The organism is Pseudomonas sp. TH37 (genome assembly GCF_016650735.1).
Taxonomy (GTDB): Bacteria; Pseudomonadota; Gammaproteobacteria; order Pseudomonadales; family Pseudomonadaceae; genus Aquipseudomonas; species Aquipseudomonas farris.
This window is the reverse complement of sequence record NZ_JAEKFD010000003.1, coordinates 366,217-382,642: the sequence shown is the minus strand read 5'-3', so window position 1 is coordinate 382,642 and position 16,426 is coordinate 366,217. Positions and strand designations below refer to the sequence as shown.

The following is a 16,426-nucleotide window of genomic DNA, read 5'->3' as shown; positions in this document are numbered from 1 at the left end:
TTTGGGGCCGCTTCGCGACCCAACGGGGGCAAGCCCCCTCGCCACAGGGGATCATCGCCCGTGATTTTTCTGATAGATCTCCTCCCCCATCGCCGCAATCTGCCCCTCGATCAACGCCTCGAACGGTTTCAGCAACGGTTCGAATGTGCTCGGCGCTTCGAGGGTCTGCAACGCCTGCACAATCGCCTCCACCGTCGACAACGCCCCCGGTCCCGGAGCCTTGCGCAGGCGATAACGCGACACCCCGCCTTCGGCCAATGTCACTCTGGGCAACGCCGCCAACAACGGATTGAGGTGCAGCATTTTGCGCGCTTTACGCCAGGTGCCGTCCGGAACCACCAGCAGCAGCGGCTCATCATTCGCGGTGTAAGTCTGCATCGGCTGCGCCTCCTCACCGGGAAAAAGCAACCGTGCCTGATAGCCCGGCTGATTCAGCAGCACCGGCAAATCCTCGAACACCTCGCCCACAATCAACTCGGCATTCTTCAATCCCAGCGCCGCCAACCGCGCGGTGTTCAGCGCGTGGTTCACTTCGCTTGGATGCTGAAGCAGCAACACCCGAGTGCGACTGTCGAGGCTCGGGATCAGCGGGCACAGACAATGGGTTTGCGGGCGTAGACAGCGTGGGCATTGGATTCTGGACATCGCTTCTTTTTCCTTTAAGCGGCCTGATTGAGCTGCGCTTTGAGCAGGTCGCGGAAGGTCTGGATCAGCGGTTCGCGGCTGCGGCCACGGCGCACGATCATTGAAAATGGCGCTTGATAACCGAACGTCGCCGGCAGCAGCACGCGCAAATCACCTTTGTCGGCCCAAGCTTGGGCGTAATGCTCCGGCAGGTAACCGATGTACGCACCGGACAGCACCAGAATCAGCTGGGCCTCCATACTTTCCACGGTCGCCGCGCTGTGTTTGAAGCCGTGGCGGGCCAGTTCGGCCTGGCTCCAATAGCCGCGACCGACCATGCGCTGTTGGGTAATGACTTGCTCGGGAATACGCCGCTCGGTGAACAGCGGGTGGCGACTGCTGCAATACAGCCAGTGTTGCTCGCGGTACAGCGGCATGTAGACCAGACCGCTCATGCGCGTGGAAAAGGCACCGATGGCCAGGTCGAGACGATTGTCCTGCACGCCGAGTTGCAGTTCGTAGGGGCTCATGACCGACAGATGCAAGTGCACCGCCGGGTGTTCCTGACTGTAGGCACCGATGGCTTCGGCGAACGGCAAGGCTTTGTCGCTGACGGTGGAGTCGATCACGCCCAGGTTCAAGGTGCCGCGCAACTCGCCTTTGAGGGCGGCGGCGTATTGTTCGAAACCTTCGAGTTCCGCCAATAGACGCAGGGTTTCCTGATGGAACAGCTCGCCCTTGCTGGTCAGGCTGAAACCACCGCGACCGCGATGGCAAAGCACCAGACCCAAGGCCGCTTCGAGCTGGCTCATGTAGGTGCTGATCGCCGAGGTCGAGAGGTTGAGCTCTTGCTGGGCGTTGGCGAACCCCTGATGGCGGACCACGCTGACGAAAATGCGCAATAGTTTCAGGTCGGGTAAAGCGTTGGCCATTGGATGCTCCGAAGTGCCAGGGAACGCGGTTTTTTTGTGACTATGGAGATCACTGTGGCGAGGGGGCTTGCCCCCGTTGGGTTGCGCAGCAGCCCCAAAACCATACACCCCGGTGTCATCAGACAGACCGAGTTGGCAGGTTTACGACTGCTGCGCAGCCGAACGGGGGCAAGCCCCCTCGCCACAAAGGCCCCCCACCACAAAAGCTCCCTCGCCACAGGGGTTCTGCGTGTGGTCAGAAGTCTATCGCTACCGTCTCCATTAGTTTAGAAAAATCTGAACTAAGTATTTGCCCGTAGCGATTCTTCCCGGTCACTACATTTCGCAGAATCGGCCCACAGCGGTGCCCGTCTCTCCCCGAGCGTGCAACCGACATAAATAAAACAACGACGATGAGGCCTTACCCGTGGACAAGATTCTTCACCAACCACTGGGCGGCAACGAAATGCCGCGCTTCGGCGGCATCGCCACCATGCTGCGACTCCCCCATTTGCCATCTGCTGCTGGCCTGGACGCTGCCTTTATCGGCATCCCGCTGGACATCGGCACTTCCCTGCGCCCCGGCACCCGTTTCGGGCCGCGTGAAATCCGCGCTGAATCGGTGATGATCCGCCCGTACAACATGGCCACCGGCGCCGCACCGTTCGATTCGCTGTCGGTTGCCGACATCGGTGACGTGGCGATCAACACGTTCAACCTGCTGGACGCCGTGCGGATCATCGAAGAGGCCTACGACAATATCCTCGAACACGATGTGATCCCCCTGACCCTCGGCGGCGATCACACCATCACCCTGCCGATCCTGCGTGCCATCCATAAAAAGCACGGCAAGGTCGGCCTGGTGCATATCGACGCTCACGCCGATGTGAACGATCACATGTTCGGCGAGAAAATCGCCCACGGCACCACCTTCCGTCGCGCCGTTGAAGAAGGCCTTCTGGATTGCGACCGCGTGGTGCAAATTGGCCTGCGCGCTCAGGGTTACACCGCTGATGACTTCAACTGGAGCCGCAATCAAGGCTTCCGTGTGGTTCAGGCTGAAGAATGCTGGCACAAATCCCTGGCACCGCTGATGGCCGAAGTTCGCGAGAAAGTCGGCGGCGGTCCGGTGTATTTGAGTTTCGATATCGACGGTATCGACCCGGCTTGGGCACCAGGCACTGGCACCCCGGAAATCGGCGGTCTGACAACCATTCAGGCGATCGAAATCGTGCGCGGCTGCCAAGGCCTCGACCTGGTCGGTTGCGACCTGGTAGAAGTCTCGCCAGCGTACGACACCACCGGCAATACCTCGCTGTTGGGCGCCAACCTGCTGTACGAAATGCTCTGCGTACTGCCGGGCGTGGTCCATCGCTGAGGATCGGTCATGAGCGAACGTGATCAGGTACTCAACGCCGCCGCCGAGCTGGTGTCGGCCTTTGCCCGTAACGATCGCGAAGCCTACTTCGGCGCATTCAGCGTTGATGCCAGCTTCGTGTTCTACACCCTCGAGCAGCCCCTGTTGTCGCGCGATGCCTATCAGGCGTTATGGGACACATGGCGCGTCGAGGACGGCTTCGAGGTGCTGTCCTGCATCTCGAGCAACACCTTCGTCAGCCTGCAGGGTGACGTAGCGATTTTCATCCATGACGTAGCCACCGAGCTACGCATGCAAGGGGAGCAACACTTCAGCCAGGAACGCGAGACGATTGTTTTCAAGAAACAGACGTCTGGCCAAGAACAACAAGGCCTATGGCTGGCCTGCCACGAACATTTGTCCGCAATGCCGGAAGGGCTGCCACCCCCTTAGCCAAACAGGTGACGCTCACACACGATGAGCGCGCCTTTATGATCGGAGCAGATCATGAATAACAACAACAAAGAAAAAAGCCTTAGCAGCATCGAAACAAACGGGGTCGAACAGATCCCGGATCATGAGCGCGACGCCAGACCCAGCGACCTGTTTCGCCTGATCTTCGGCGGCGCCAATACCTTTGCCACAGCGGTGCTCGGCAGTTTTCCCGTGCTGTTCGGCCTGTCCTTCCAGGCGGGCGTGTGGGCGATTGTGCTGGGCGTGGTAATCGGGGCGCTGATCCTAGCGCCGATGGGCCTGTTCGGGCCGATCAATGGCACCAATAACGCTGTGTCCTCCGGCGCCCACTTCGGCGTGCACGGACGGATCGTCGGTTCGTTTCTGTCGCTGCTGACCGCCATTGCCTTCTTCTCGCTCTCGGTATGGAGTTCGGGTGATGCGCTGATCGGTGGCGCCAAACGCCTGATCGGCATCCCGGAAACCGACCTGACCCTGGGCCTGGCTTACGGTCTGTTCGCGATCCTGGTACTGACCGTGTGCATCTACGGCTTCCGCTTCATGCTGTGGGTCAATCGCATCGCTGTGTGGGCCGCCAGCCTGCTGTTCCTGCTCGGCATCTTCGCGTTCGCCCCGACCTTCGACAGCCAGTTCGCCGGCACCGTCGCCATGGGGCAGGCCGGTTTCTGGGCCGCCTTCATCGGCGCCGCGCTGGTCGCCATGAGCAACCCGATTTCCTTCGGTGCGTTCCTTGGCGACTGGTCGCGGTACATCCCGCGTGAAACCCCGAAGGGTCGCATCATGCTGGCGGTGATTGCTGCGCAACTTGCCACGTTGATCCCGTTCCTGTTCGGCCTGGCCACCGCCACCATCGTGGCAATCAAGGCACCGGACTACATCGCAGCCAACAACTACGTCGGCGGTCTGCTGGCGGTATCGCCGAGCTGGTTCTTCCTGCCGGTGTGCCTGATTGCGGTGATCGGCGGCATGTCCACCGGCACCACCTCGCTGTATGGCACCGGGCTGGACATGTCCAGCGTATTCCCGAGGGTACTGTCGCGGGTCAAGGCAACGTTGCTGATCGGCGTGATGTCGATTGCTTTCATCTTCATCGGGCGCTTTGCGGCGAACCTGGTACAGAGCGTGTCGACCTTCGCTGTGCTGATCATCACCTGCACCACCCCGTGGATGGTGATCATGATCATCGGCCTGCTGGTGCGTCGCGGCTTCTACTGCCCGGATGACCTGCAAGTGTTCACCCGTGGCGAGAAAGGTGGCCGCTACTGGTTCACCCACGGCTGGAACTGGCGTGGCCTGGGTGCCTGGATCCCGAGCGCGCTGGTGGGTTTGTGCTTCGTGAATCTGCCGGGGCAGTTTGTCGGCCCACTCGGGAATCTGGCGGGCGGTATCGACATCAGCTTGCCGGTGACCCTCGGCCTGGCCTCGCTGGTGTACCTGACGCTGCTGAGCCTGTTCCCGGAATCGCGGGAAGTGTTTGGCCCGACCGATGCACGCAGCAAGGGCAAGGATTCGCTCGGTAAACCGGCGATGCGCCAAGCCGCCTGATTCAACGCATTACCTGTGGTCAACGCATTACCTGTGGGAGCGTGGCTTGCCCGCGATGAACGATGACACGGTCCGCCTGACAGATCGCGGCGCTCCCATCGCGGGCAAGCCACGCTCCCACAGGAATTGGTATTCGCACAAAGATTGATTTTCGCCTCACCATAAAAAAGACAATCGGAGACACGCCATCATGGCTTTGGATTTATTCGTCGTTCTCATTTACGCCGCCGCAATGCTGGTGCTCGGCTACTACGGCATGCGCAAGGCCAAGACCCACGAAGACTATTTGGTCGCCGGTCGTAACCTCGGCCCTGGTCTCTATATGGGCACCATGGCCGCTACCGTTCTGGGTGGTGCGTCCACCGTCGGCACCGTGCGCCTGGGCTATGTTCATGGCATTTCCGGTTTCTGGCTGTGCGCCGCACTGGGCTGCGGCATCGTGGCGCTGAACCTGTTCCTCGCCAAACCGCTGCTGAAGCTGAAGGTTTTCACCGTTACTCAGGTGCTGGAAAAGCGCTACAACCCAATGGCGCGTACCGCGAGCGCGAGCATCATGCTGGCCTATGCGCTGATGATCGGTGTGACCTCGATCCTGGCGATCGGCACCGTGCTGCAAGTGCTTTTCGGCCTGCCGTTCTGGCTCTCGGTGCTGCTCGGCGGCGGCGTGGTGGTGATTTACTCGACCATCGGTGGCATGTGGTCCCTGACCCTGACCGACATCGTCCAGTTCGGTATCCAGACCGTGGGCCTGATGTTCCTGTTGCTGCCGATCTGCCTGTACCGTGTCGGTGGCTGGGATCAACTGGTTGCACAATTGCCGGCCGCCAGCTTCAACTTCACCAGCATCGGCTGGGACACCATCATCACCTACTTCCTGATCTACTTCTTTGGCATCCTGATCGGTCAAGACATCTGGCAACGAGTGTTCACCGCACGAAGCGAGAAAGTCGCCAAGTACGCCGGTACGTCTGCCGGGATCTACTGCATTGTCTACGGCCTGGTGTGTGCGCTGATCGGCATGGCTGCTCATGTGCTGATTCCGGATCTGGACAACGTCAACAATGCCTTTGCCGCCATCGTCAAAGTGTCCCTGCCGGACGGTATCCGCGGCTTGGTGATCGCTGCGGCACTGGCGGCCATGATGTCCACCGCCAGCGCCGGCCTGCTCGCCGCATCCACCACCCTGACCGAAGACCTGCTGCCGAAACTGCGCGGCGGTAAACAATCGAACGTGAGCGTCAATCGCCTGTTTACCCTGCTGACTGGCATCGCAGTATTGGGCATCGCTCTGGTGGTCAATGATGTGATCAGCGCACTGACCTTGGCCTACAACCTGTTGGTGGGCGGCATGCTGATCCCGCTGATGGGAGCTATCTACTGGAAACGCGCCACGACGGCCGGTGCAATCACCAGCATGGCGCTGGGCTTCATCACCGCGCTGGTGTTCATGTTCAAGGACGGTATGGACGCCAATACCCCGATCTACTACAGCCTCGGCGTAGGCCTGGTGAGTTTCGTGTTGGTCAGCTTGCTGTCCCGTCGCCCGGCAGTGGTGGCGAGCGCGATCTAACCTTTCTATAACGACTTAGATGCTTTCTTCGACGGGTGTGGCGTCGGTTGCCACACCCGTTTTTTTTCGCCTGAAGGAATCTATCCGCAAAGATCGTCAGCCGCGATCGGTGGTTGGAGGTGAGGCGACGGGTTCGATCGTTTGCACGCTGGCTACGATGAGACGAGTGGCAGCGCCGACACGCCTGAAGCCTGCTGTACTCACCACCTGGGACAACAACAATAACGCCCTCGAAGAACAACCATGACCAGAGACACCGTTCGTACAGCCGTGCATCGCTTCATCAGCCGCCTGCTGGAAAATCAGGATGATTTCGACGACAACTCCAACCTGGTGCAGTTGGGACTGGATGAAGAAGATATTGAAGAGCTGATTTTCCACCTGGAAGATCAGCTGGGATTGACAGCGTTTACCGCCGAAGAAGACCGGATGCTCAAGACTGCGACGACCGTCGACGACTTGAGCCGGTTTTTGATTGAGATTGGGCGGTATTGAGACGGGCTGCCAAAAAATCTTTTGCGGCAGATGCAGTTACCTGTGGCGAGGGGGCTTGCCCCCGTTGGGCCGCGAAGCGGCCCCAAAACCATTCAGCCTGGTTGAATCAGATAGACCTCGTCAGCAGATTCTACGACTGCTTCGCAGCCGAACGGGGGCAAGCCCCCTCGCCACAAGCAAGCCCCCTCAGCACAGGCAAGCCCCTTGTCACAACAAGTGCGCTTGCCAAATAGATCCAGGCTTACCTGCGGCGCTGCTGCTGGCGGCGACGTTGTTCGTCGTCAGTGCGAATAGGCACGGGTTGCAGAGGCGGTTCGATCAAACCGAGTGCGACGCCCAGGTCATGCAGCCAGTTTTGGATTTTCTCTTTCATGGTGCCCCCTTCAGGGTAGTGCCGAGCGGCCGAAGTTCTGTAGCCCCTTCGCACTGATAATAGTCCGAAGTCCTACGCAATGCTCGTCCAACATCGCAATGATCTGTTACTGAATTGATCCAAATCCCTGGACGTTGGTTCAAGCAAATGCCTGGGCCTGAATCGCTGCCGACGGATACACCGCCTGCTGCTGCTCGATCCATGCATTCAGATTGGCGCCGACCATGCCCTTGCGCCACATCAGCCAGGTGGTTGCGCTGGCGAAAGGCTCGGCCAACGGGTGCACTGCCACACTTTCGCGCCCCGGCAGGCTGGCAAGCATCGACTCCGACATCAGCGCCACGCCGGAGCCGGCGATCACACAGGCGAGCATTCCCGGATAAGACTCGATCTCCATGGCCCGGCCCATGGCCGCGTGATCATGGGCGAACCAGGCTTCCAGACGCATCCGGTAGGAACAGCCCTGCCGAAACGTAAACACCGAACGCCCTTCGACATCCAGCGCGCTGCGTACCGGCGGATGATCGGCCTCGCTGATCAACACCAGCCGTTCGTCGCATAACGGCACACCGTCGAGCCCGGCCAGTTCCAGCGGGCCGTCCACCAGCGCCGCATCGAGGCGCCCGGTGAGCAGACCTTCGAGCAATTCGCCGCTGGGCCCCGACTGCACTTGCAGGTTTACCGCCGGATAGCTGCGGTGATAACGCGCCAACAGCTCTGGCAGGTGAATCGCAGCGGTGCTGTACATGGTGCCGAGCACGAAATCCCCGGCCGGTTGCCCGCCCTGCACCGCCGCGTGGGCTTCGTCGTGCAAGGCGAACAGCTTGGCGGTGTAGTCCAAGAGGACTTTTCCCGCAGGTGACAACTGCAAACGCTGACGCTCACGTACGAACAGTTCGACACCGAGTTGCTCTTCGAGCTGCTTGAGCCGAGTCGACAGGTTGGACGGCACACGATGCAGGCGTTCAGCAGCGCGGGTAATGGAGCCCTCCTCCGCCACTGCCTGGAAGATCCGCAATTGGCTGAATTCCACACCATTCTCCAAATCAGAACAAGTTTCTCACTATTATTCATTTTTAAAGAAAGTCAATCAGTCCTAGCCTGACGGTCATTGATCCTTGAAACGGAACTCAGACCATGTCCCCTCTGATTCGCTTAACAGCCAGCTTCATCGCCCTGATGATGGCCATGGGTATCGGGCGTTTCGCCCTGACGCCGCAACTGCCGCACTTGCTCAGCGAAGGCCAGATCGACCTGACCGCCGCCGGTCTGATTGCCGCCGCCAACTACCTCGGCTACTTCGTCGGTGCGGTGGACGCGATGTTCGCCCGTCACCCCGATCAGGTTCGTCGGCGCCTGCTCGGCGGTTTATGGCTCTGTGTATTGCTGACTCTGGCCTCGTTCTGGGCCGACGGGTTCTGGTCGCATCTGGTGCTGCGTTTCGGCACGGGCGTGGCCAGCGCCTGGGTGTTGGTGATGATTACCGCATTGAGCCAACCGCTGGCAACAGCGGCCGGTCGTCCGCGGCTCGGCGCCTTGGTCTTTGCCGGGCCGGGGTTGGGGATTTTTCTGACAGGATTGTTGGCCTTGGGCTCGAACCTGCTGGGGCAGACGTCCGCGACCTTGTGGCTGGTGTATGCCGGTGTCGGACTGGTGATGCTGCTGGGGATTCTGCCATTCCTGCCGCAACCGGCCAGCCCTTCCACTGGGACACCGTCTGCCGTCACATCGGGCACCCAAGGTGTCGGACGTTTACCGGTGATCTATGGTCTGTACGGTTTGGGCTACATCATCCCCGCCACTTTCCTCTCGCAAATGGCCAGCGCGCAGTTCCATGGGCAATGGCAAGCCGATCTGTTCTGGCCATGCTTCGGCCTGGCGGCAGCAATCGGGGTGGTGTTGGTGAGCCTGCGTCGGCACAACCCGAACGCCACTCGCCATTGGCTGATGGCAACATTGTGGTTGCAGGCAGCCGGGGTCTTCGCCTGCCTGTTGGGCAGCGGTGCCGGCCTGGTGCTGGGGGTGATCCTGTGTGGTGGGCCGTTCCTGGCCTGCATGCAACTGGTGATGCAGCGCTCCCGGGAACTGGCGCCCCATGCCACCCAACGCAACGCCGGGCTGCTGACCGCGTGCTTCGCCGTGGGTCAGCTCAGCGGGCCGTTGCTGGCAGCGCTGAGCAGCCATTTCAGCGGTGGATTGCAACCGGCGCTGGTGATCGCAGGCAGCGGTTTGCTCGTCGCAGGAGGCCTGTTGCTGCGCCCGATCAGGGTTGCCCAAGTGCTTTGCGCAAACGACGGCGGACCCACTGTTCTGCGCTCACAAAAGTGATCCCGAGCAGAACCAGCACCGCGCCGATCACAAAGTTGAGGCTCAGTTCTTCGCCCAGCAGCACCACACCGAACGTGACGCCGAACAGCGGCGTCATGAACGAAAACACCGCCAGGTTCGCCGCCAGATAACGGCGCAGCAACCAGAACCAGGTCAGGTAACTGAAGAACGACACCACCAACCCTTGGAACAGCACGCTGGCCACGGTAACAGTGGTCAGGCTGACATGGGTGACCTGACCGCTGAGGATCGCGATCAACAGCAGGCCGACGAAGCCGACAATCAGTTGATAAAACAGCGTCAGAGTCACCGGCGCTTCCGAAAGACGCGAGGCGCGCACCACCACGGTGGTCGCGCCCCACGATGCGCCAGCCAGCACGCCCAACGCATCACCCATCAGCATGCGGTGATCGAGGTTGTCCCACGACACGCCACCGGCAAACGCAATGGCAATGCCGATGAAGGCGAGAAAAATCCCCAGCCACTGCACCGGTCTTAAACGCTCACTCGGCAGCAGCCAATGCACGCCCAACGCGGTAAAAATCGGCGCGGTGTAGAGGAACACCGACATGTGCGCCGCCGTGGTCAGTTGCAAGCCTTCGGAAATGAAGAAGAACTCCAGGCCAAACAACGCACCCGCCAGCAAGCCGCCGCGCCAGGTACTACCGACCTGATCCCAGCCGCCCTTCCAGCAGATCAACAATCCTACGAGCAACGCGGAAATACCCGACCGCCCCGCCGCCTGCATGACCGGCGCGATGTCGGGCGCCGCCCACTTGATCATCACCTGCTGCACACCCCAGATCAGGCACAACCCGACCATCACCTGCAGGGCAAATCCATCAGCGCTACGCCGGGCGGCGCTCACCGGAACACCTCGACAACACAATCCATGGCAGTGACTCGACAGTAAAAGCAAAGCCCCGACCTTCTGGCTGAGCAGAGTGCCGGGGCGAAAAATTATGCCGTCGATTATTAACCAGATGGACAGAAAAAGGTGTCTGCAAAAGACCTTTAAATCGCCGCTTGCGTCATCCCGCTATGACCAGCGCCGCCGACTGCTGTGCCTGCGCGCGTTTGGCCAGTGCGAAGTACAAGACGCCGCCAAGGAAGCAGCCGGTAAACCAGGCAAAATTAGCCATCGGCTGCAGGACTGGAATGAAGGTGATCGCAACGCCCATCAGCGTGGCCGGAATCAACGCTTTGACCGCCGTCCAGTTGATCCCGCCGCTGTAGTAATAACGTCCGCTCGGACCGTCGTTAAACAGTGCATCGACGTCGATCTGCTGCTTTTTGATCAGGTAGTAATCCACCAGCAGAATCCCGAACAGCGGCCCGATGAACGCCGCCAGCACGTCGAGGGTGTAGTGAATCACTTCGGGGTTGTTGAACAGGTTCCACGGGGTGATGAAAATCGAAGCCACCGCGGCGATCATGCCGCCAGCGCGCCAACTGATTTTGCTCGGGGCGATGTTGGCGAAGTCGAACGCCGGGGATACAAAGTTGGCGACGATATTGATACCGATGGTCGCCGTGACGAAGGCAAAGGCGCCGAGCAGCACCGCCACGCTGTTGTCGATGCGTGCAACGGTGGCGATCGGGTCGTGAAGCATTTCACCGAACACCGGCAAGGTCCCGGAAACGATCACCACGGTCACCAGCGAGAACGCCAGAAAATTCACCGGCAAGCCCCAGAAATTGCCACGCCGCACGTCATTCATGCTGCGGCAGTAGCGACTGAAATCGCCGAAGTTCAGGGTCGGACCGGAAAAGTACGACACCACCAACGCCGTTGCCACGATCACTTGGCCGAAGGCTTCCCAGCCAGACAGGGATTTTTCCGCCAGGGTGAAGCTGATGTTGCTCCACCCGGCCTGCCAGACGATCCAGCCGGCGAGCAGGAACATCACGCCGTAGACCACCGGGCCGGCCCAGTCGATGAAGCGGCGGATCGACTCCATGCCAGTCCAGAACACCAGCGCCTGGACGAACCACAGGCTGAGGAAACCGAACCAGCCGAGGTAGGACAAACCGGCAAAGTGCGGTTCGGCGTAGGCCGCCATTGAAGGAAAAAACCGCAACACGACGATGATCAGGGCACTGGACGCCAGGTACGTCTGAATCCCGTACCAGGCCACCGCGATCAGGCCGCGGATGACCGCAGGAATATTCGCCCCGAACACCCCGAACGCCAGTCGGCAGATCACCGGGTATGGCACCGCGGCTTGCTGACTCGGCTTGGCCACCAGGTTGGCGATCAACTGCACAATGCAAATCCCGCCCAGCAACGCAATCAACACCTGCCAACTGGCCAGCCCAAGTGCAAACAGGCTGGCGGCGAACACATAGCCGCCGACGCTGTGCACGTCACTCATCCAGAAGGCAAAGATGTTGTACCAATTCCATTTCTGCGGCAGCGGCCCCAGGTCCTGGTTATACAGGCGTGGGCTGTAGCCGTTGGGCAATTGCTCGGTCATCGCAGGGCTCCTCGAAAGTACAGGCGCGGCCCCCGAGATTGATGCGGCGACCACACTGCGTACGGGAGCTGGCATGGTTTGTATACGAGTTGCTACGCAGAATGCGTGCCATACGTTCGAAAGATGCGACAAATCGGGCTTTCAACTCTGTTCAGAGGAAAGGCTTTAAGACGTAGAGGGGATGGCAATGCCCATGAACAGGGCGTCAGCGCCTGCAAACGGTGCAGGACGTTATGTATACAAAGAGATGGGTGACTGCTGCGCAGTCAATCGCGAGCAGGCTCGCTCCCACATTGGATTCGTGGTGAGTCGGGAGTTTGTGCCCGATACATACCGTATGAGCTGCCGCAGGCTGCGAGTCAAAAGATCGCAGCCTGCGGCAGCTCCTGCAGGGGCCGGCGTAAGCTCAGCTGAGTTCGATACGATCAGCGTGAATGACGATCTGGCCGTTCTTGTACAACGCACCGATGGCCTTTTTGAAGTTGCCCTTGCTGACGCCGAACATACTGCTGATCAGCGTCGGGTCGCTCTTGTCGCTGACTGGCAGGGTGCCGTTATTGTCGCGCAACTTGGCAAGAATCTTCGAGTTCAGACTGGTGGCGGCTTCCTCGCCCACCGGTTGCAGGCTCAGGCTGATCTTGCCGTCGGCGCGGACTTCTTTGATAAAGCCCTTCTCTTCTTTACCGGCGCGCATGAACTTGAAGATTTCGTTCTTGTGGATCAGGCCCCAATGCTTGTTGTTGATGATTGCCTTGAAGCCCATATCGGTCGCTTCGGCCACCAGCAAATCAACTTCCTGACCCGGGGTGTAATTGGCTGGAGTCTTGTCCAGGTAGCGATCCAGACGCGCCGTCGCAGTGATGCGTCGCGTGTGTTTGTCGAGGTAGACGTGCACCACGACATACTCGCCGGCCGTCATCTGGCGCTTTTCTTCGGAATACGGCAGCAGCAGATCCTTCGGCAAACCCCAATCCAGGAACACGCCGATGCTGTTGACTTCAACGACTTTCAAACTGGCGAATTCACCGACCTGAACTTTCGGCTTTTCGGTCGTAGCGATAAGTTTGTCATCGCTGTCCAGATAAATAAAAACGTTGAGCCAATCTTCATCTTCGCTGGGAATATCTTTAGGGATATAACGATTAGGCAGGAGGATTTCACCATCCGCGCCACCGTCCAGATATAAACCGAAGTTAGTGTGTTTAACCACTTGCAAACTGTTGTAGCGCCCGACTAAAGCCATGTCCAATACCCTCATTGCGTGGGCGGCATTCTACCCGGTTTTGCGGGCCGCGTTCGGCGGCCGGCCCGGTGGCGCAAGAAAATCCATGGAAGGGCTTAATTTTCCTGGGTTTTGCGGTGTGCATTTGGCCGCTCGTCAGGCCATTAGGGTGCCCTACAGCTTGGTCTGGCTATCCGAAAAGCGCTTTTTCTTCACTTGGGTTCTTAGTTAAAACAGCAGCTTAGGGGAACATTGCGAATAATAACTTGCGATAAATTGCGTTTCTTCAAGGTGTATTTCGGGAGGATATTTACCAAGCAATTGTCAAGTATTTCCTGTACGATGCCTGGCCAAGTTAATTTCTACAGGTTAATGGCCGCCATGCGTGTAAAAGCATCCAACAGCAAAGCAAAGCCAGCTCCAGCCGTTGAAACCAGCGAATCGATCAACAACCAGATCGCTGCGTTCCTCAAGTCCGGCGGAGAGATCCAGCAAATTGCCAAAGGCGTCAGCGGCCAGACGTTCGGCCCGTCCAAGCAGATCACGCTGGGCAAGAAGTAATTTCCCCTGCGTTAACTGGTCCGTAAGCGCTTTGAGCTTCGAAGCGCTTGGACTGGAACCCTCCCGCAATACCCCATCAAACAAATCAATATTTCAAAAATCGACGAACGGCCCTCGATGCCGAACATTCGCCGGTATGCTTGCACGTGTCTGGATCAAGCGTTTCAGCAGGTTTTCAGTACCTGCTCCTCGCTGTTCATGGAGTGACGCATGTTCAAGCCCTCTCTTTTCCTGCTCGGCAGCCTGCTGTGGTGTTCGGTCGCCCATGCGCAAGTCTTTCAGCGCGAGCTGGGCGACTTCGATCTCAAACTCGCCACCACCCCCAGCCGCAGCATGGCCCAAGGTCTGGTAAAACCCTCGACGACCGGCTCGTTCCACGGTGGTCTCGACCTGAGCCACGACAGCGGCTTCTACGTGGGTCAATGGTCCCCCAGCATGGGACTGAGCCCGTCGAGCAACCTTGAAGTCGATTCCTACATGGGCTTTAAACAGCCTTTCGATCAATCCCTCGGCTACGAAGTGGGCATGATCCAATACAGCTACCCGAAAGTGGACACTCTCGACAGCCAAGAGCTTTTTGGTGGCCTGACCCTGCTGGGCAGTCGCTTCGGCGCGGCCTTCAGCAACGACCCGGACAAACAGAACAGCACCCTGTTCGCCGACCTCAGTGGCAATCAGCCGTTCGGCATCGGGATCAGCCTGAAATACACCACCCACCAACTCAACACACCGGTGTCCGTCGACGATGGGTATGTAGGCAGCTATACCGACTGGTCAGTGAAATTGTCCCGGCCGTTCATGGGCATCGATCTGGACTTGATCTACAGTGATTCAAGCCTGAGCGGCAGCGATTGTTCCGCCTATTCCGGCCACAATACCGAGTGCGACGGCCTGGTCACGCTCAAGGCTGCACACAGTTTCTATTAATCGGCTGAACCGCCGGGCTCATCCCGCGATCACACAAGAGAACCCTTAAAGAAACCAGGTCTTCGCAAGGACTCGCCATGTCGCACTGGTGGAAACAGATAGGCGTCATCATCACCCTCAGCCTCACCGTCGTCGCGTGCAGCCGCGTAGGCCTGGCTTACCGCAACCTCGACGTGATCATTCCCTGGACGCTCAGCGACTATCTGGAAATGAACCACGAGCAAAAAAACTGGTTCAACGAGCGCCTCAAAGAACACCTGAGCTGGCACTGCACCACGCAATTGCCCGGTTACCTCGACTGGCTGGATCGTTTACAGGCCATGGTCGAAGCCAACCAGATCACCGACGCCGCACTGCAAACCCGCACCCAGGAAGCCAAACAGGCCATCGCCGAAACCGCCCGGGAAATCACCCCGTCGGCCATCGAGCTGTTGCAGGGACTTGATGACAAGCAAGTCGCGGAAATGAACGACGCCTTTGCCAAGGACCAGCACAAACGCCAGGAGGCCTACCTCAAGCCGTCTCTGGAGCAACAGATCAAAGCGCGGAGCATGCGCATGGAGAAACGCCTGAATGTCTGGCTCGGCCCGCTCAGCCCAACCCAACAGCAACGGGTAGTGGCCTGGTCGAATGCCCTGGGTGATCAGAACAAACAATGGATTGGCAACCGCGCCCATTGGCAACAGCAATTCAGCGCGGCTGTCGCGCAACGGCAGAGCCCAGAATTCCCACAGCAAATCGAGACACTTCTGGTGAATCGCGAGAGCTTGTGGACGCCGGCTTACCGCGAGGCCTACGCCAACACCGAAGCCCAGGCTCGGGCGTTGCTGGTGGACATAATGACCGAGAGCACGCCGGTTCAGCGTCAACAGTTGCTGAAAAAGATTGAAGGCGTGCGCAAGGATTTCACTGATTTGAAATGCCTGAAAGCGACGCGGCAAGGCTAGAAGATCAAAAGATCGCAGCCTTCGGCAGCTCCTACAGAATTTGTGTCCGCCCGATGTTTAAGGGTGTACCCGATTTCCCTGTAGGAGCTGCCGAAGGCTGCGATCTTTTGCTGTCACCACAAAATCAGGCAATCTGCGCCTTCGACGCCACCTCATCAAACGTCAGCTCCTCCAGCGCATCCTCCTGTTCATCCAGCACCTGCCGCGGATGCTCATTACCCGGAATGCTGCTGTCGATCAGGCTCAATAAACTCGAGCCCCGAGGCGTCAAAATGTAGTTCTCGCCATTGCCACCCTGATCTTCTGGCCGAGGCTCGATATAGCCCCGTAGCAACAGTAACTTTTCGTACTCGCCAGCCACCGTTTTCAGGTGATCCAGATTCTCAAACGCCTCACCCTCCGACGCTTTCTCCGCCGCATACTGCTCGGCATAGGGCCGTGGGGTGAAACTGTGGCCAGCGCCGTTCTGCACTTCGTGCAGCAAGCGTTCAATCAAATCCCAGTTATAAGTCGTCATCCTGATCAACCTCCAGAGCCCGTGAGTGAAATGGCCTTCATAGGTTGTGACCGACAGGGAGGGCAGCCGTTCAGCCGAGGTATTTCGCCCTACCGACC

At 59.1% G+C, this 16,426-nt stretch carries 17 protein-coding genes; 9 read left to right on the top strand and 8 right to left on the bottom strand.

All coding sequences use genetic code 11. The features are described 5' to 3' along the window. Window positions 1-51: 51 nt before the first annotated feature. Complete coding sequence (locus tag JFU11_RS10975) at window positions 52-645, bottom strand: DTW domain-containing protein (RefSeq protein WP_201060610.1); 594 nt, start codon at window positions 643-645, stop codon at window positions 52-54. 14 nt (window positions 646-659) lie between these two features. Continuing rightward, a complete protein-coding gene (locus JFU11_RS10970; protein ID WP_201060609.1) occupies window positions 660-1,556 on the bottom strand; it encodes a LysR family transcriptional regulator in 897 nt (298 codons plus the stop codon). 406 nt (window positions 1,557-1,962) lie between these two features. Between JFU11_RS10970 and speB the strand changes: the two genes are divergently transcribed. The 5 genes from speB to JFU11_RS10945 all read left to right on the top strand — a co-directional run bounded on the left by speB (window position 1,963) and on the right by JFU11_RS10945 (window position 6,976). Continuing rightward, the gene (gene speB / locus JFU11_RS10965; RefSeq protein WP_030131905.1) at window positions 1,963-2,913 is read left to right on the top strand and encodes an agmatinase; all 951 of its coding nucleotides are present in this window, start codon (window positions 1,963-1,965) and stop codon (window positions 2,911-2,913) included. A gap of 9 nt (window positions 2,914-2,922) precedes the next feature. Beyond that, window positions 2,923-3,345, top strand: a complete 423-nt coding sequence (locus JFU11_RS10960) for a nuclear transport factor 2 family protein (RefSeq protein ID WP_123723026.1) — start codon at window positions 2,923-2,925, stop codon at window positions 3,343-3,345. Between the two features lie 54 nt (window positions 3,346-3,399). Further along, the gene (locus tag JFU11_RS10955) at window positions 3,400-4,911 is read left to right on the top strand and encodes a cytosine permease (RefSeq protein ID WP_123723025.1); all 1,512 of its coding nucleotides are present in this window, start codon (window positions 3,400-3,402) and stop codon (window positions 4,909-4,911) included. A gap of 190 nt (window positions 4,912-5,101) precedes the next feature. Beyond that, the gene (locus tag JFU11_RS10950; protein WP_201060608.1) at window positions 5,102-6,481 is read left to right on the top strand and encodes a sodium:solute symporter; all 1,380 of its coding nucleotides are present in this window, start codon (window positions 5,102-5,104) and stop codon (window positions 6,479-6,481) included. 243 nt (window positions 6,482-6,724) lie between these two features. Further along, the gene (locus JFU11_RS10945; RefSeq protein WP_201060607.1) at window positions 6,725-6,976 is read left to right on the top strand and encodes a hypothetical protein; all 252 of its coding nucleotides are present in this window, start codon (window positions 6,725-6,727) and stop codon (window positions 6,974-6,976) included. 241 nt (window positions 6,977-7,217) lie between these two features. On the opposite strand, the gene JFU11_RS28280 is transcribed toward JFU11_RS10945, so the two are convergent. Beyond that, window positions 7,218-7,349 (bottom strand): PA1414 family protein, encoded by a 132-nt coding sequence (locus JFU11_RS28280; RefSeq protein ID WP_256580670.1) that lies wholly within the window; start codon window positions 7,347-7,349, stop codon window positions 7,218-7,220. 139 nt (window positions 7,350-7,488) lie between these two features. Then, window positions 7,489-8,382 carry a LysR family transcriptional regulator gene (locus JFU11_RS10940; RefSeq protein ID WP_048395732.1) on the bottom strand — a complete coding sequence of 298 codons (894 nt, stop codon included), beginning with the start codon at window positions 8,380-8,382 and terminating at the stop codon, window positions 7,489-7,491. Window positions 8,383-8,486: 104 nt separating this feature from the next. Here JFU11_RS10940 and JFU11_RS10935 point away from each other — a divergent pair, with 104 nt between their 5' ends. Next, on the top strand, window positions 8,487-9,677 hold the full coding sequence (locus JFU11_RS10935; protein ID WP_201060606.1) for an MFS transporter: 1,191 nt from the start codon (window positions 8,487-8,489) through the stop codon (window positions 9,675-9,677). Here JFU11_RS10935 and JFU11_RS10930 read toward each other — a convergent pair. From JFU11_RS10930 to JFU11_RS10920, 3 genes are all read right to left on the bottom strand, one after another. After that, window positions 9,613-10,545 carry a DMT family transporter gene (locus JFU11_RS10930; RefSeq protein ID WP_201060605.1) on the bottom strand — a complete coding sequence of 311 codons (933 nt, stop codon included), beginning with the start codon at window positions 10,543-10,545 and terminating at the stop codon, window positions 9,613-9,615. The genes JFU11_RS10935 and JFU11_RS10930 overlap by 65 nt on opposite strands. A gap of 163 nt (window positions 10,546-10,708) precedes the next feature. After that, complete coding sequence (locus JFU11_RS10925; protein WP_123723020.1) at window positions 10,709-12,154, bottom strand: NCS1 family nucleobase:cation symporter-1; 1,446 nt, start codon at window positions 12,152-12,154, stop codon at window positions 10,709-10,711. 406 nt (window positions 12,155-12,560) lie between these two features. Beyond that, window positions 12,561-13,397 (bottom strand): S1-like domain-containing RNA-binding protein, encoded by an 837-nt coding sequence (locus JFU11_RS10920; protein WP_030131899.1) that lies wholly within the window; start codon window positions 13,395-13,397, stop codon window positions 12,561-12,563. 351 nt (window positions 13,398-13,748) lie between these two features. Here JFU11_RS10920 and JFU11_RS10915 point away from each other — a divergent pair, with 351 nt between their 5' ends. The 3 genes from JFU11_RS10915 (at window position 13,749) to JFU11_RS10905 (ending at window position 15,811) form a co-directional block, all read left to right on the top strand. Next, entirely contained in the window at window positions 13,749-13,937 is a 189-nt protein-coding gene (locus tag JFU11_RS10915; RefSeq protein WP_017337097.1) for a hypothetical protein, read from the top strand. A 210-nt stretch (window positions 13,938-14,147) separates the two neighbouring features. After that, window positions 14,148-14,864, top strand: a complete 717-nt coding sequence (locus JFU11_RS10910) for a TorF family putative porin (protein ID WP_123723019.1) — start codon at window positions 14,148-14,150, stop codon at window positions 14,862-14,864. Window positions 14,865-14,941: 77 nt separating this feature from the next. Then, entirely contained in the window at window positions 14,942-15,811 is an 870-nt protein-coding gene (locus JFU11_RS10905; RefSeq protein WP_201060604.1) for a DUF6279 family lipoprotein, read from the top strand. 124 nt (window positions 15,812-15,935) lie between these two features. On the opposite strand, the gene JFU11_RS10900 is transcribed toward JFU11_RS10905, so the two are convergent. Next, complete coding sequence (locus tag JFU11_RS10900; RefSeq protein ID WP_123723017.1) at window positions 15,936-16,328, bottom strand: transcriptional regulator; 393 nt, start codon at window positions 16,326-16,328, stop codon at window positions 15,936-15,938. Window positions 16,329-16,426: the final 98 nt, after the last annotated feature.

Bases quoted from the DNA above. Each gene is read 5' to 3' on its own strand.
- JFU11_RS10950 (WP_201060608.1), top strand. From the start codon at position 5,102: ATGGCTTTGGATTTATTCGTCGTTCTCATTTACGCCGCCGCAATGCTG.
- JFU11_RS10900 (WP_123723017.1), bottom strand. From the start codon at position 16,328: ATGACGACTTATAACTGGGATTTGATTGAACGCTTGCTGCACGAAGTG.
- JFU11_RS10975 (WP_201060610.1), bottom strand. From the start codon at position 645: ATGTCCAGAATCCAATGCCCACGCTGTCTACGCCCGCAAACCCATTGT.
- JFU11_RS28280 (WP_256580670.1), bottom strand. From the start codon at position 7,349: ATGAAAGAGAAAATCCAAAACTGGCTGCATGACCTGGGCGTCGCACTC.
- JFU11_RS10935 (WP_201060606.1), top strand. From the start codon at position 8,487: ATGTCCCCTCTGATTCGCTTAACAGCCAGCTTCATCGCCCTGATGATG.
- JFU11_RS10910 (WP_123723019.1), top strand. From the start codon at position 14,148: ATGTTCAAGCCCTCTCTTTTCCTGCTCGGCAGCCTGCTGTGGTGTTCG.
- JFU11_RS10905 (WP_201060604.1), top strand. From the start codon at position 14,942: ATGTCGCACTGGTGGAAACAGATAGGCGTCATCATCACCCTCAGCCTC.
- JFU11_RS10915 (WP_017337097.1), top strand. From the start codon at position 13,749: ATGGCCGCCATGCGTGTAAAAGCATCCAACAGCAAAGCAAAGCCAGCT.
- JFU11_RS10955 (WP_123723025.1), top strand. From the start codon at position 3,400: ATGAATAACAACAACAAAGAAAAAAGCCTTAGCAGCATCGAAACAAAC.
- JFU11_RS10945 (WP_201060607.1), top strand. From the start codon at position 6,725: ATGACCAGAGACACCGTTCGTACAGCCGTGCATCGCTTCATCAGCCGC.
- JFU11_RS10960 (WP_123723026.1), top strand. From the start codon at position 2,923: ATGAGCGAACGTGATCAGGTACTCAACGCCGCCGCCGAGCTGGTGTCG.
- JFU11_RS10970 (WP_201060609.1), bottom strand. From the start codon at position 1,556: ATGGCCAACGCTTTACCCGACCTGAAACTATTGCGCATTTTCGTCAGC.
- JFU11_RS10920 (WP_030131899.1), bottom strand. From the start codon at position 13,397: ATGGCTTTAGTCGGGCGCTACAACAGTTTGCAAGTGGTTAAACACACT.
- JFU11_RS10925 (WP_123723020.1), bottom strand. From the start codon at position 12,154: ATGACCGAGCAATTGCCCAACGGCTACAGCCCACGCCTGTATAACCAG.